The following is a 17,090-nucleotide window of genomic DNA, read 5'->3' on the forward strand; positions in this document are numbered from 1 at the left end:
TATGAATAATTAAATTATATAAATAACGTGAATGGTAAATATGTAATATAAATCTATGGAGGAATAAAAATGAATTGTAAAAAAAGTATTTTAAGTTTGGTATTGGCTATAGCGATGATATTCAGCGTATCGCCGACATTTGTATTTGCTGATGAATCTCTTGCAGAAATTCAAGATACAGATATTTCTGACAGTGTTGATAAAATAAAAACAGAAGAAAACAATGAAGAAATTATAGACAGTAGCAGTGAAGCAGAGCTGGCTGACGTGACAGTGCCGGAAGTTGCTCTAAATTGGCAGGAAGCAGGAGTTAGGGAATCTGATAATAAACAAATATATAAGATAGTATGTAATTTATCAGCACCGGCAAACTTGCAGATGGTGGAGACAGTATTAAACTATGACGATTCTAAGATACAGCCGGTATATGCGATTGGTGATTTATCAAATGATCAATACAGCGATTTATTATATACAGAGCCGGATCAAGATAATAGAATAACAGTGTCAGGAGCGCTGGAAGTAGCGGCAAAAGCAGGCGCAGCAGTAGCAAATGAATTATATCATGCGGATATAGAAGGAAGAAAAGCAGTAAGAATGACAGCAGGCTGGACAACGCCATTGTCGAAAGCGATTAATTCATTTGACTTGATGAGTTTTTATTTTAGGTTAAAGGATGGAGTAACATTAGAAGATTTTGATAAAGAAACGATAACTTTACATCCAGTACAGACATATACAGAAGAACAGTTGTCAACAGGAGAAGATTTTGGAGTAGAAGTACGTATATTCGAAAGCAGTCCAGCGTTTGCATATAAATACTCGGACGTACGTGAAAGCGGATATTTTGAATCGTTGGGGGACAGCAATATACATGATTTAGCAGTGACATTTACATATCCAAATTCTGATAAAGAACCGGCAGGAGAAACAAAAACTCCCGGTACAGTAAAGTGCGAGAAGAAACTTGATTTTACTTCAAGTAACCCTTTGACAGAGCAGCAGCAAAAGGACTATGGAATATATTTTGAAGATAACACAGATGGAAGCCATACTTTGACACTTTATAATGCAAATATTGAAGTAGCTTTGGAAGTTGCAAGATTTGGTCAAGTGAGCGGAATAATAAATTTGCCGGCTAATACAAAAGTAATATTAATGGGTGTTAATAATATAAAGAATACTATCGCTACATCTTCAAATGCGGCAGCATCTGTTTTCATGAAAGGTGATGGATTTATATCCAGCGATTCTGCTACAAATGGTGAATTAAATATGAGCGGCGGAGGATATGGTATATATTCTGAATCTTCTTCTGAAGGAGAAGTTAGGTTTGAAAATGCTAAAATTAATTTTTCTGATTCTAATTATACAAGTGGTTCAGGTATATTTATATCATATGCTAAGCAAAATGTCATTTTTGATAATTCTAATATTACAGTTACAAATACAAAAGGAAACGGTCTTGATTTTAGCGGAACGGTTACGTTTAGAAATAATTCTAAAATTAACGTTAATTCTTCCGGTGGAGCTGCAGGTGTGAAGGGGAATAAAAGTATTATTTCTGAAAATAGTGAAGTTAATATTAAAAATACATTGAAAGGCTTTGTGATTACAAAGGAATCTATTATATTAACTGATTCAATAGTAAATATTGATTTGGATGGATCTTCATCTTCATATGTGTATGGATTTCAAACAAGCTCAGGCGGAACAATTTCTTTAACAAATTGTACTACAAGTATAAAGAATCTACATGGTATAACCGCTACAGCAATTAATATTGAAGAGAATGGAAGTATACAAATTCAAGGCGGGACTACTAATATAGAAAATGTTTCGAAAGCAATTGGGTTTACGCTTAACAATGATAATAATAGAATTAAACTAAGCGGTGATATTACGTTAAATAACGTTAAATACAAAGCATTTTCTGTTAAGCCTGAAGCTGCAGAAGGTTCAGGAAGTATTAATTTTATTTCTGATATGTATATTTATGATAAAAATATTATTCCGTCAGGAATATACAGTATAGAAAATTCAGTTTGGAATTTCAACGCTGCATATGAAGACAGTAATTATTATTATGTAAACAGTGGGTCAGGAAATATATTTACAGGTGGTTTAGGCGCAGATGATATCGGTTCAGAACTAAATTCGTTGACAATTTCAGAACTGGCAGAATATGGTATAAAATGGATTCCAGAAGAAAAACTGCTAATATTAAATAATGTAACAATTGAAACTGATAAAATTGCTGTAACTTCAAATCTTTCAAAAAAAGCTATTATAGACTCATATGATAATATGCAAATATTTATGTATGGAGATAATTCCATTAAGTATACAGGAACAGAAGCTGATGCTTGTGGTATATTTACAGGAACATCTAATATTGTAGGAATTGAAGATTCAACAAATCAGCCACCAACGCTTAGTATCGATATGAATGGCAACGGTATATCTGCGATCAAAACTAAAAATTCAGATACACAATATATTAATTTTAAAAATATTAATGTGACTGCAAAGAACTCTGAAAATGGTATATATCTTGATGGCTACTCTTGGTATACAGCACTTGGATTTAATTTTGATAATTCATCTGTTGCTTTTGAGAATGTGAATAGTGCTATTAATTTAAATAATCTTGGTTTTGTAGACTTCAAGTCCACAAATTCAAAATTTGATTTTGGAAATTCTTCAAATATAATCGCCGGTGATAAATCGTTAATGACAGGAAAAATTTTATCTGATAAAAAATCCAGATATACTGTCGGAAATGCTGATGGAGCGCTGTGGTTTGATACAAAACTTGATGCCGGTACATATTATTATGACGGAACAGCATTTTCTTCAATTTCTAAAAAAATAACAATTGATACCGGAATTGTAGGGGGAACAGTTAGTGTTGAAAATCCGGACGCAAATATTGGCGACACAGTGGTTTTAACTGTTGAACCGAATGAAGGATATACCTTTGCAAACGGAAGTTTAACATATACTGAATTGACTGATGGAGCAAATCCTGTGGTAATAACTGAAAATAATGGAACTTATAGTTTTGTAATGCCCGAAAACGGAGTTTTAATTACTGCGGCATTTGCCAAAAACGTTACTATTGATGACAGCAAAATAACAGGGGCGGACACAGGAAATCCTGTAATAAATGCGTCAACAACTGATGAGCCAAGCAGTGAAATTAAAAACAGTGATGTTAGTATTCCAAAAGACGTGGTAGATAGTATAAGCAGTGCAGTTCCTGACAGTGTGGTAATCAATACTGATGTGGCGGAGATAGAACTTGATAAAACTGCATTTGAGAAAATTTCAAATACTGCAGGAAGCGAAGGTATTAGTTTAAAAGTTGATGTTCATGAGGCCAGCAGTAATGAAACAGTAAATAATATGATAATGTCCGGAGCAAAAGTTATAGACGTAAAACTGATGTCAGGAACTACAGAATTGTTACCGGAAAGCTCAGCAGGCTCAAACGGAAACTTGACACTAAAAGTGCCGTATGAAACCGAGGCGGCAGTAACAAATCCTTCAAAAGTATCAGTAGTGTATATAAATGACGCCGGAGAAAAATCAGGAGTAGCGTCGGCATATGACACGGCAAGTAAAAAGGTAATAACAAAGTTAAAGCATTTGAGCACATATGCAATAACTGACAGTTTGGGATATGAGTTGGTTACAGAATTAGTAACGCCGTCAAACGAGAACTTTAACCCCGGTGACGAGATAGCGGTAGCGGTAAAAGTTAAGTCCAGCGAACCGACTAATTTTGGAAGCTTTAATATAGCTCTTGACTATGACAGCACAAAAATGACGTTAACATCAGTAGAAGCGTCAGACGCTATAAAAACAAACGGATATAATTTGGTGCAGGGAGAAGGAGCGGAGCAAAATAAGATTGCGTATACGTCAGGAAGCAGCTCGGTTGATGTATCAAGCGAAGCTGTAACTATAATGACAGTAAAATATACAGTAAATAGAGGAATAGAAACAGCGGCTAATGTATCAGTAGGAACGAAGGACGGATATTTTGCACCAACAGGAGCTGATACTGATATAGCAGCAGTATCAACAGCTGAAACCGTTAATCTGTATAACCTGAAAGTAACACTCTCAAGCGGAGATGGAAACACTGTTTCAGGTTCACCGGCAGCATATTATACAAAGTATAATACAGCAGGACTATACACAGACGACAGTTATACTACGGCAGTGACAGATACGCAAATAAAGGGACTGGTAACTGCAAACGAGAACTACCGTTTGGCAAAAGATACAACAGAGGAACCGCTGTGGAAAACAAGCGGAGGAACAGGGTATACAAGCACAGATTTGACAACAGGAACATATACGGAAGATACAAGTCTGACAGCTCAGGCAGTGCGCCAATACAAGATAACATTTGAGCCGGGAACACACGGAAGTTTTGCAGCAGGAGCAGTGACAGAGATAGCAAAGGATGTAAACTCAAAATTGCTGCAGTCAGATTTGCCGACAATAGAAGCAGAAGCAGGATATAATCCGGATGGCTGGATGAGCGGAGATGTAAAGATAGACCTGAGTACATATGAAGTGACAGGAGACGCAACATTGACAGCGGCATATACAGAAGCCCAGTATAGCGTAACATTTAATACTGTGACAAATGGAGCGTATACAGGAGAGACAGGAGTAACAGACGGAAAAGCGACATATGGAACAGATATAACGTTCAGTGTAGAGCCGGCAAACAGCGGAGATATAGTAGGATATGTATATTACACAGTAAACGGAGGAAACAAAGGATACTTAACAGGAAGCAACGGAGTATATACAATCCCATATCAGATGTTTGGAGAGAATATACAGATATATGCAGGAGTAATAACAGGAACGGTAAAGATTGTAGCTCATGACAGTTACAATGCGGCGCCGAGCGGAAAAGATTTGGTAATAATAGTGACAGAAAAGAATGAAAATGCCAAATATGTATTGCAGTCAGCCGGAACAGCAGCAATAGAAATGTATTACTCAGAAGGCCTGGGAGGATACGCGGCATTTGTATCAAACAACGGAACAACAATTACGGAGCAGGAAGTTAAGGACAGACTGTCAGTAATGGAGGGAGAGACAGCCAATACAGTGATAGCGCATACGGCGGACATAAACGGAGACGGATATGTAAGATCAGTAGACGCGATGATAGTAAACGACCTGTATTACAACAACCGAATAGGGGACACATCAGACGAAATGAGAATAAAAGCAAACTATTATAACAGTGACGACGCAGTAGACACAAGTGATATAGCTGCAGTTCTTTATACTGTTGTAGGACGTTCTTTTACTAAATAAGACTGGAGGATTAGATTGAAAAAATATATTTCGCTATTTATAATATGTTGTATGTTTTTATCTTTAATGCCGGGAACAGCAGTATTTGCGGCTGCTGATTTTGATTTTATTTTAAAATCAGGCGGTCAAAGCACGGTAACTATTGGTGTTGGGGATGAAATTACAGTTGAATTTGAATTGGTAAAAAATGATGGAGCTTCATATTCAATGTATTCAATGCAGAATGAAATATTGTATGATACTGAATATTTTGATTATGTGCAAGGCAGTATAAATGTTGAAAACGGATTTAAGTATGGATTTAGAAAACTTGAGTCTTCAAGCGGAGCAAAAGTTTTAATTGGTTTTGTTGATTCGAGTGAAAACGGAACCGAACGCAGCGGCAGAACATTAGTCGGCAGTTTTAAACTAAAGGCAAAAAAGACAGGAAACAGCAGTATAAAAAATGATTCTGCTTATGTGACAAAAAGCGATTTAAGCAGATATTCATCATCATATTCAGATATTGACGCGGAAATAGTAGAAGGTTCAATATCCACTCCAACACCTGTTCCGTCATTGCAGCCGACTTCGGGACCTACTGCTAAGCCAAAGCCAACCTCAAAGCCTGATACAAACGGCGGTGGAGGCGGTGGCGGTGGAGGCGGTGGCGGCAATGATACAAATACCGCCACACCAAAGCCAACTGCTGCTCCTTCAGCTTCAGAAGCACCGACATCTGAACCAATAATAACACCAGTTCCAACAAGTGGCATTTCTGTTCAGATTTTTGATGATGTTGAAACTGGTTATTGGGCATATGATGATATTATGGAGCTTTATTATGCAGGTATAGTTAACGGAGACAGTCCTAATACATTTTTGCCGGAAAATAATATTACTAGAGCAGAGTTTACGAAATTAGTTGCATTGCTTTTTGAGTTTGAGGTAGATGAAACCGCAGAGACAAACTTTGTGGATGTTCCTGCAGGTGAATGGTATACTCCATATATTGCAGCAGCATACAATGAAGGTATTGTGACAGGATATTCTGAAACTAATTTTGAGCCTGATAAAAATGTATCAAGACAAGAAATGTGTGCAATAATTGGCAGAAAACTTAATATTGTATCAGATAAAGAAACTGTATTTACTGATTCTGATGAAATAGAGGATTATGCTAAACCTTATGTGCAATCTATGACGGAAGCGGGATTTATAAAGGGATATGACGACAACACGTTCAGACCATTTGAAAATGCTACAAGAGCAGAATCGGCAGCTGTCATTAACCGAGTAAAAAAATCTAAATAGACGAATGAACATGAAACGCGTTTCATGTTTAGCTGGGCAACAGAGCTATTTTGAAGCTCTGTTGCCTTTTTAGTTATAAGCCAAAGATTAAAATCTGTTATTTTAATAAATTATAAAAATATAATGTGTATAATGTGTATAATTGACAAAATATAAATAATAAACGACAAAATAAATGTAGCAATCAAAAGAAATGTATGCTAAACTAAGTTTAGTTGTTAGTATTTACTGTAATGTTGTGAAAATATATAAAAATATAAAATAAATTTATTATTAGGAGGTACATTATGTTATCAAAAGCAGACAGGGCAGGTAAATTTTTAATGCGTATTTTTCTTTGTGCGGCAATTATTCTTGGAACTATGGTTCAGTTCGTTTCGGCGGCAACCCAGGATTTGAGCTATCCGGCTCAATTGGTGAAAATTTCAGTCTATGGCGGTGAACGGAATTTAAATATTTCCGGGTATGGTGAAGGTTCTGCTCTTAATACATGGAATTCAAACGGTTCAACAAACGAGCAGTGGAGAATTGATTATGTAAGCAGCGGAGTTTTTAAAATTGTTAACGTAACTACAGACAAGCTGGTATCAGCTGAAAATAATTCTGCTGTAAGCAACGCAAAATGTGTACTTCTTAATGATAACGGAAGTTCTTCTCAAATGTGGAATATTGTTGGTGTTCAGCAAGATTTTTTGGGAAACGATTTATATTACAAAATTTCTAACTATGCAAATCCAGACCTTGTTATAAGTTATAATACAACTACAAATGCTATTACCTTAAAAACTTATACAGGCGCCAACAATCAAAAATGGAAGTTAAACTGTGATGGTTTAGACGGTTTTGCCGGAAATTGTCTTGTTCAGGAAGGTGAAAAAGCTGGTACCATTGGAGGTTTATTAGGCGAAACAGTATATGTGTCAAATTTATCTCAACTAAAAAGTGCATTGCTCAGCACGAAACCGCTTACAATTGTTATAACTGCAAATATTGACAACTGCAACAGTGAAATGTATGATTTAAGGATAGAAGATAATAAGACGATTATTGGTTCTTATGGTGCAAATAGGCTTACTGACCCCCGTCTGCGCACGGACGACTATTTTAAAGAGGAGGCGGTAAGCAATAACATTGTTATCAAAAATATTAATTTCAATATTGCTGAAAGAGAAGATGTAGTTGCTTTTGCAGTATATGGTTCAAGAAATATTTGGATTGACCATTGTTCATTTAATTGCTCATTAGATTTATATTATGATGAAGTAGGTAAGTTTATTTGGGTAAACAGATGCGAATATGCAAGTTTAGATCCTGATTTTGTAACCATATCTTATAATGAATTTAATCATAGATTTTGGGGTATAGCTTTTGGAGCTAAATATACTGCAGAAGATAGGGCGAGCGCTATGTATAACAAATTTACTTCTGTTGTTCACCGCGCACCGCAGCTTGGAAACGGAACTCTTCATGTATTAAACAACTCATATTATAGAAATGATTCTACCCTTTATAATGACGGATACGCTTCCATAAAATGCGGAGCTGGTTCGGCAGTATATTCTGATTCGAACAGATTTGTCGGATATAGGAAAGAATCAAGCGGCTATTGGGATATGGAAGTTACAGTAGATTCTTCAGCCAGTTTTATAGACCATGGTTCATATACAAACAAGGGTGAAACACCTGTGTCTGTACCTTATAAGTTAGCAGCACCGACTGATGGAAGCGTTGCAACATGGAGCCCGTCTGAAAATTATGGTTATAGTATTGTAAAAGCCTATGGAAATAATGATATTACAGTATTCTGTGATAATTATTCCGGAGCAGTAAAGAACTTTTCTGAACTGCATTATATAAATCATGAGGCTTGTTCAAATTACATTGATTCAACTGTAATTTCGCCTGTTAATTTTGCCTTTAGTGACCCGGATAATGACGGTGATGATACTGTAGATACCGGAATCGTTGACGGCGGAAAATATATGATAAAAAATGTTAACAGTGGTCTGTATCTTGATGTAGCTGGCGGTGCTGCGTCAAATGGGACAAATGTACAGCAGTGGGGGGCTAGCTCATCCGCTTCTTACAATACGTGGAAAGCTGTTTCGGTAGGAAATGGATATTATCAGCTTTATTCTCAGGTTGGTGATGGAAACACATATTTATTAGATGTTGCAGACGGGAATACATCAAGCGGAACCAATATAAGGATTTGGCAAAATACTTTTTGTGACGCACAGGTATTTAAACTGGAGAAGCAGAGTGACGGAAGCTATGCTATTTTAACTAAAATCACTAATAACCAATCAGGTTTGGATGTGGAATCAGGGTCAAAATCCAGTGGTGCAAATGTACAGCAATGGGGGTACGCTGGAGGTGCACATCAAAAATGGATTTTTGAAAAGGTGAACTAAAATCACTAAATAAATATTGGTAAAATAACTAAACATTGGAACTTTTTTCAAAAACATTCGTCTTATTAAGTATAAGTGATTATTTTTTGCTTATATAAAATGTACTGAAAGGCGGAGTTATTATGAAGTGTAAGAAATTAGTTTCAATGTTTTTAGTTGTCTTTATGTTAGTTTCAATTGCTTTAATTCAAACAATTAATGTATCGGCGGATAGTTCCGGGACTATTTATGTTTCCTCTTATCCTGATTTAGTGAACATGATGAAGAATCCTGGCGGAAGTTATATTCTTTTAAAGGATATAGAGATAAATAACGCTGATAATTTTAGTGTTCAAAATTTTAGCGGCATTTTTGACGGCAATGGTCATAGTATAAGTTTCTCAAATTCAAGGGAAGGCGGGTTTGTCGAAGTTCTCGAAAAAGGAGCAACGATAAAAAATCTCCATGTTTATATTTCAGCGGCAACCGGTACTGATAACGTAGGTATTATTGCCGGAACTTCATATGGAACGATATCAAACTGCTGGGTTTCAGGGTATGTCAGCGCATCTGGTATTAATTGCGGCGGTCTTGTTGGTAAGCTTTCGGGCGGTTCGGTGAGCGATTGTTATTCGTTGGCAACGGTAAGCGGAACCAGTATTTATGGAGGACTAATCGGAGCAGCTGAAAATGCAAGTGTTGAAAGATGTTATGTTTCAGCTTCAATAGAGGGGTCAAGAGCTGAGGCGGGGTCTTTTTTGGGAAGCAACAGTTCATCTTCAATAAATAACTGTTATTATAATTCTAGTAAAAACGGAGCGTTTTTAGGGGTAGGAATTGGTTCGGATACTGTCACTGCAAAGACTAGTGAAGAAATGAAATCAGCGGAGACTTTTGCCGGATTTGACTTTTCTAATACGTGGGTACATATTGATGGTGAATTTCCTAAACTTGTCTGCTATAACGGAAAGGGAACTTCAGATAATCCATATAAAATTCACACTAATGACGAGTTAATATCAATAATTCAGCCATATTTGGGAGATGCAGGAACAGGCAGATATTATCAGCTCGCTGCAAATATAAAGAATTATTCAGGTCCATCACTGGGAGATGATAATAGCAGATTTACCGGTTTTTTTGATGGAAATGGTTATGTATTTTATAACACCAATATATCAAGCGGAGGAATTTTTTATTCAGTTGCTGAAAATGCCGTTGTAAAAAACGTTGTTTTTGATGGGTATAATTATTCCGGCGGAGGTGTAGCTGGCGCTGTCGCTTCAATAAATCACGGGACAATAGATAATTGTAATGTTGGAAACGGTACAATTTCAGGTTCAAAAGATTTAGGTGGAATCGTTGGAGAGAATATTAATGGCACTGTCACTAATTGTTCTTTTACAGGCGATATTAATGGTCGTGGTTCCGGCATAGGCGGTATTGTGGGATATAACAGTTACGGCACAATATCGAATTGTGCGGTCTATTCGGGAACTATTAGAAGCTCCGATCATAGTGTTGGAGGTGTTGTTGGGGATAACTCCAATGGATTAGCAGAAAATTGTTTTTCACTTGCAAGTGTGAACACAAGTACCAGCGAAAGCGGAGGAGTCGCAGGAAGACTGTATAATGGAGTTATACGTAATAGTTATTCTAATGCTGGAGTTTATGGAAACGACTCAAATAGTATCGGAGGTATTGTTGGCAGTATAATCGAAGACGGAGTTGTTGAAAACTGTCTTTACAATAAAGAACTTGTTTCTGTTTTAATAGGCGGAACAGAGGATAAAACTGGAGGTATATCAGCAGATGAACTCAAAAATGATTATTACTATTCGGGATTTGATTTTACTTCGGTTTGGACTGTAGATGAAAGCGGAGAGTGTATTGTATTGTCTTCGATTTCAGGAAAGGGCACAAAAGAAAATCCGTATTTGATTAGAACATCATCAGATTGGATCAGAGTTGGAATTGGAATAAAAAACAGCGGAGAGAGAAATTATTATAAAATAATGAATGATTTATTCTCTGTAAGGGCATTAGGTCAATTTTGCGGAAGTTTGGATGGCGGAGGTCATGAGGTAGGACAACATAATGGGAATTTGATTACCACATTAAATCCGGGTGGATATATTGGCAATTTAACGGTATCAGGAATAATTGTTGAGACCGTTGACAAAGCAACAATAGAGCATTGTACAGTATATAATTCAAATGTTAGCTATTTTGATGGAGGCTTTGTAAATAAAAATTTGGGAGGTAAAATTTCTGATTGTTCAGTAATTGACTCAAACGTTTCTTTGACTGATATAACAGGCGGATTTGTAGGGCAAAATTCCGAAGGCGGAGTAATAAATAATTGTTATATAATGAATTGTAAAGTTTCCGGTAATAGTATTGCCGGTGGATTTGTTGGAAACAACACTAACGGCACAATTGAAAATTGTTATGTTTATGACACTGTTGTAAGCGCGCCAAGTACTGTTGGCGGTATGGCAGGAAGAAATGATAATAACGGAAAGATTAATAATTGTTATACGGGGGCTTCTGTTTCGGAAGCGAATTATGCAGGAGCTTTTGTAGGTATGAATTATGCAGCAATAAGTTCTTCGTATGCAAACGGTGGATATTCAGCAGGCAATGCTGTACCGGCAGTGAAATTTGCAGGATTGAATGAAGGAAACATCACCGGAGAAAATCTTGATTTCAGCGGAAATACTTTACCATATAAATATATTCAAACTTCAGGTTTAAATATATCTGTTAACGATACAACGGTTTATACACCCCAAACTCCTGATGTAACATCAGGCGGATTAACAGATATCAGCGGTCATTGGGCTGAGCAAACCATAAGAAATCTGGTTTCTAAAAATGTTGTAAACGGATACGAAGACGGAACTTTCAGACCTGAGGATAGCGTTACTAAGGGAGAGTTTATTAAACTTTTGATGAGTGCAACAGGAAAAGGAACTTCTGACGGATTTACAAATTATAAAGATGTTAATGCGAGTTGGGCAAGACCATATGTAAGTAAGGCTATATATCTTGGAATTTGTGATAATATAAGCGACAGCACTGAGATATTTGGAGTTGACAAGTCTATAACAAGAGCACAGGCAGTTGCTCTTATGGGTAGATTACTAGCGCCTGATAAAAAGGGTATTCCATCGTTTACAGATAACAGTAGTATTCCGGACTGGGCGTCAAACGAGGTTTATTCAATGGTTGAACTTGGCTTAATAACAGGTATGGAGGACGGAAGCTTTAAACCTTTAGATAACCTTACCCGTGCAGAAGCGGCAACAATAATTGAACGTATTATGAATTTAGGGTAGGTAATAAATATGAAAAATAAATTAACAACATTTATCCTGACTGTTTGTTTGGTTTTTAGCATAGTTCAAATAGGAGCTGTGTCAGCAGATGATAGTTTGACTGTTACTTCACCAAACGGCTGTATATCCATTTCAATAGAAACAAAAGACGGAAAAATAAATTATAGTGTTAAGTATAACTCAATCAGCATAATCGAAAGTTCTAATATTGGAATTACATTTTCTTCAGTTGATTTTAGTGAAGGGGTAAAATATGTATCATCATATAAGAATACTATAGATGAAACATATTCGATGCTGACAGGAAAAGCATCTGTATATACAAATAAGGCAAATGAAACAGTTATGACATTTGAAAAAGACGGGCATTTGCTTGATTTATATGTAAGAGCTTATGATGATGGAATAGCGTTCAGATATGGGTTCAATGAAAACGGTCAGTCACTTTCAGAAAACACAACTTTCAGATTACCTCAAAATTGCACAGTAAATGCTATGGAATACGAAATGTGTTATGAAAATTTTTATAATAGACATAACTTATATGAGCTGAATGGAGTATATGGTATGCCTATGACTGTCAAGGTTGCTGATAATACTTATGCTTTAATTACCGAAGCTGAACTTAATGGAAACTATGCAGGTTCAGTATTAAATGCTGACGGCAGCAATGTTTTAAAACTCGGATATGAGCCTAAACAATCAGAGCCGGTTGAAATTTCAGCACCATTTTTGTCGCCGTGGCGCACTGTTATAATTGGAGATTTGAATACCATAGTTTCTACAGAAATGCCGGAAAATCTCTGTGCTCCTTCCAAATTAGAAAATACTTCGTGGATAAAGCCAGGAGTATCAAGCTGGACATGGTTTAACGGTGACCCAACTAATGACCCTGAAGTTTATAAACAGTATATTGACTTATCTGCCGATATGGGCTGGCAATACGTACTGTTGGATGAGGGCTGGCAGCCATTAGAATACGATGAGTATGGGAGAAAGACATATAGCGGAATTATGGATTGGACAGAGGAAGTTATTGAGTACGGAAAACAAAGGGGAATTGGTATTATTGTTTGGTCTACAAGCTGGGATCTTGATACTGAACAAAAGCGTGAGAGATTAAAAGAATGGGCCAATATGGGTATTAAAGGTATAAAAGTTGACTTTTTTAATAGCGAAACTCAGCAGACGTTAAAACTTATGGACTCAATAACTCAGGAGTCAGCAGAGTTAAAGCTGCTGGTAAACTTTCATGGATGCGTTAAGCCGACAGGAGAACGCAGAACTTGGCCAAATATTATTACACGTGAGGCAGTATATGGAAATGAACATTTTTTAAGCGGAGAAAATTGGGGCCCGACGGCTGAGCATAATTGCACATTGCCATTTACAAGAAATGCAGTAGGACCAATGGATTTTACACCTGAACTTACTAATCATAATGATAAAAATTATTTTACCGATGGTCAAAAATGTGCGTTGCCTATAGTTTTTGAATCCGGGATACAGTGTTTGTCAGATAAGCCTCAAATATATGAAAATAGTGCGGCTCGTGAATTATTTAAAAGCATTCCTGCTGTTTGGGATGAAACGAAGCTCTTATCAGGAGATATTGGAGAAAGTGCCGCAGTTATGAGAAGGTTTGGTGATACATATTATGTTGGGAGCATTTGTAATAATCAATATGTTGTGGATATAAATCTTGATTTTCTTAAAAGCGGCAAGTATTGGTTTGAAATGTATACTGACGGTTCCAATGATACAGATATAGCTGTTTATAATGGTGTTGTTACTAATCGGGATACAATAACTATTCCGCAGTTAACGCACGGCGGAGGAGCTGTAAAGTTTACACCGATAAAAGAAAATACAAAGTTATTTTCGGACATTGACGGACACTGGTGTGAAAAAAATATATTATCATTAGCTGAAAAAAATAAATTGAATAAATATTTTTACGGCGAGTTTGGAGTGGATGAATATATAACCAGAGCTGAATTTGTTATGCTTTTGACAGACGCTTTGGATATAGGTTGTATGCAAGGAAGTCCTAGATTTTATGATAGTATAAGGCATATTGCCAAGAATTATATTTATATAGCCACAGAAAAAGGTATTATTAATGGAACAAGTGAGGAAACGTTTTTACCGGAATCGAATATCACTCGTGAAGATGCGGCAACTATAATAGGCCGATATGAGAATCTTAAAGGCGGTATAAACAGTGGATTTTCTGACAGCAATGAGATATCCCAATATGCTAAAGAGTATGTTGCACAATGTGTTGCAATGGGAGTTATAACCGGATACGAAGATAACTCGTTTAAGCCTAAAAATAATATTACTAAAGCTGAAGCCGCTGCAATGCTATTTAGGTGTCAAAACTTAAAGTGATACTTTTAAATCCCATGATTTCATATCATGGGATTTTATATTTTTATTTCTTTAGAATATGCTGACTTTTTAGTTGCAAATACTATTATTGTTATATCAATATAAAAAAACGTTATAGCTATTGCCAATATATGTTAAATATGTTATAATAAAAATAATAAACTATTAGCTTTATTTATAAATATTGATAAAAATTTATATAAAAAGATTTTATCTTTTTTTGGGAGATGGGGAAAATAAATAAAATAAAAAAATATATTAGATATGTTTTTCCTTTTATTTTAGCTGGTATGTTTTGTTTTATAAGTGTTACGTCTATTGTTACAATTATTCATATGCAGGGTAACGCACGGGTGATTAATTATACCGGAATTGTAAGAGGTGCCACTCAAAGGCTTGTAAAACAAGAAATGAATCAGTACCCAAATGATGAATTAATAAATTATATTGATGGAATACTTCTTGAACTTTCAACAGGTGATGGTGAGAATGGTTTGAGAATGATTAATGATAAAGAATATCAGGGATTAGTTAACGAAATGAAGGAAAAGTGGGAAGTTATAAAATCTGAGGTACAGTTTGTCAGGGCTGGAGGAGATAAGCATAAATTATTTGATTTAAGTGAAGATTATTTTGCGCTTGCCAACAAGACAGTTTCTTCTGTTGAACTTTATACTGAGGAGCGCGTAAAAAGTGCAAAGTGGACTTTGTTTGTTTTAAATGCCGGTTTTGTTATATTATTTATTTTATTCTTTATGCTTGGTATGAGACAAAAAAAGGTTCAAACAGACCTTATATCTGCTAAAAACGCCAGCCGTGCTAAGAGTGAATTTCTTTCAAGAATGTCTCATGAAATAAGAACGCCAATGAATGGGATTATCGGAATGACAGCGGTTGCGCGTATGTCTTTGGATAATAGAGAAATGTTGATAGATTCATTAAATAAAATTGATTTGTCATCTAGTTATTTGTTATCACTAATCAATGATATACTAGATATGTCTCGGATTGAAAGCGGGAAAATTAAACTTGATAATGAAGTTTTTGAGATCACTGAAGTTTTAAAACGAATATATATAATGTTTAAGCAAAAGAGTGATGAGAGCGGTATAGATTTTAAAATTAAAAGCGATAATGTAACCGTAAATAAAGTTATTGGTGATGAATTAAGAATTAGTCAAGTTATTATTAATATAATCTCTAATTCAATAAAATTTACTCAGTTCGGCGGTAAGGTAACTCTTGATGTCAGACAGAAAATCGATGATGATGAAAAAGTTATATTTGAATTTGTTGTTTCTGATACAGGGATAGGTATGAGTAAAGAATTTCAGAGACATATGTTTGAACCGTTTGAGCAGGAACGGAATGGAAACTCTCATCAATATGCAGGTACTGGGTTAGGATTGGCAATAAGTTATAACTTTGTAAAATTGATGGGCGGTGAAATCATTGTACATAGTGAATTAAATAAAGGTTCTGAATTTGTTATTTATTTACCTCTTCAAAAAGCAGAAAATGCGAAGCTTAATGAAAAACAAGATAAAAATATTTTTGAACAAAAGAAAGAGGAGCTTATGAATCTTTGTGAGGTTCATATCCTTTTAGCTGAAGATAATGAAATAAACGCAGAAATTATTACTTTTTTATTGCAAAAATGCGGTGCTGAAGTAGATTTAGCTATCAATGGAGAAGAGGCAGTGAAAAAATTTGCTGAATCAGCTGTTGGAAGTTATGATTTGATTTTGATGGATATTCAAATGCCTATAATGAACGGTTTGGAAGCAAGCAAATTAATAAGAGCAATGGAGCGGCCGGATGCGAAAGATATTTTAATAGTGGGAGTCTCGGCAAATGCGTTTAGTGAAGATGTTCAAAAAGCTAAACAGAATGGAATGAATGAATATATATCCAAACCTATAGATATGTCGAAATTGTTTGAGGCTATTAAAAAGTATTTATAATTATATATAACTAGAATAAGGTTTAACTAAAAAATATTTGAAATATATACTTTCTTTTAATGTGGCATTTTGTTCTTTTATAGAAAAAATAATTTATATTTTAATAATGACAGTTGAAGATATTACCGGTTTTAAAAGTTGATAAATTTGGTGAGAGTGAACAATAAAAAGCTCTGTAGACAATAAATTCTCATTATTTATATAATAAAATCATAATTTGGTTATATTCAACTTATGATTTGTAAAAAATCCGGCAATCCGGACAATTAAGTTAGCGTGCTGCCTTGATTATTTCACAAAGAACCTAAAATTTGTTAAGCATGTTTTTATAACTGCAGAAATACAAAAGAGGT

6 protein-coding genes are annotated in these 17,090 nt (G+C 35.5%); all 6 read left to right on the forward strand.

Annotated elements, in window-relative coordinates:
* Nucleotides 1–69 precede the first annotated feature (69 nt).
* The 6 genes from B9O19_RS00240 to B9O19_RS00265 all read left to right on the forward strand — a co-directional run bounded on the left by B9O19_RS00240 (nucleotide 70) and on the right by B9O19_RS00265 (nucleotide 16,737).
* The gene (locus tag B9O19_RS00240) at nucleotides 70–5,352 is read left to right on the forward strand and encodes an InlB B-repeat-containing protein (RefSeq protein ID WP_102364592.1); all 5,283 of its coding nucleotides are present in this window, start codon (nucleotides 70–72) and stop codon (nucleotides 5,350–5,352) included.
* 15 nt (nucleotides 5,353–5,367) lie between these two features.
* Entirely contained in the window at nucleotides 5,368–6,645 is a 1,278-nt protein-coding gene (locus B9O19_RS00245; protein WP_102364593.1) for an S-layer homology domain-containing protein, read from the forward strand.
* A gap of 287 nt (nucleotides 6,646–6,932) precedes the next feature.
* Nucleotides 6,933–9,059: an RICIN domain-containing protein gene (locus B9O19_RS00250; protein ID WP_102364594.1), complete on the forward strand. Its 2,127-nt coding sequence runs from the start codon at nucleotides 6,933–6,935 to the stop codon at nucleotides 9,057–9,059.
* Between the two features lie 122 nt (nucleotides 9,060–9,181).
* Nucleotides 9,182–12,379, forward strand: coding sequence for an S-layer homology domain-containing protein (locus B9O19_RS00255; RefSeq protein WP_102364595.1), 3,198 nt, complete (start codon nucleotides 9,182–9,184; stop codon nucleotides 12,377–12,379).
* A gap of 9 nt (nucleotides 12,380–12,388) precedes the next feature.
* A complete protein-coding gene (locus tag B9O19_RS00260; RefSeq protein ID WP_102364596.1) occupies nucleotides 12,389–14,773 on the forward strand; it encodes a glycoside hydrolase family 97 catalytic domain-containing protein in 2,385 nt (794 codons plus the stop codon).
* Between the two features lie 353 nt (nucleotides 14,774–15,126).
* A complete protein-coding gene (locus B9O19_RS00265) occupies nucleotides 15,127–16,737 on the forward strand; it encodes an ATP-binding protein (RefSeq protein WP_245862965.1) in 1,611 nt (536 codons plus the stop codon).
* Nucleotides 16,738–17,090: the final 353 nt, after the last annotated feature.

Origin of the sequence: Monoglobus pectinilyticus (genome assembly GCF_002874775.1) — a bacterium.
In the GTDB taxonomy this organism is placed as follows: Bacteria; Bacillota; Clostridia; order Monoglobales; family Monoglobaceae; genus Monoglobus; species Monoglobus pectinilyticus.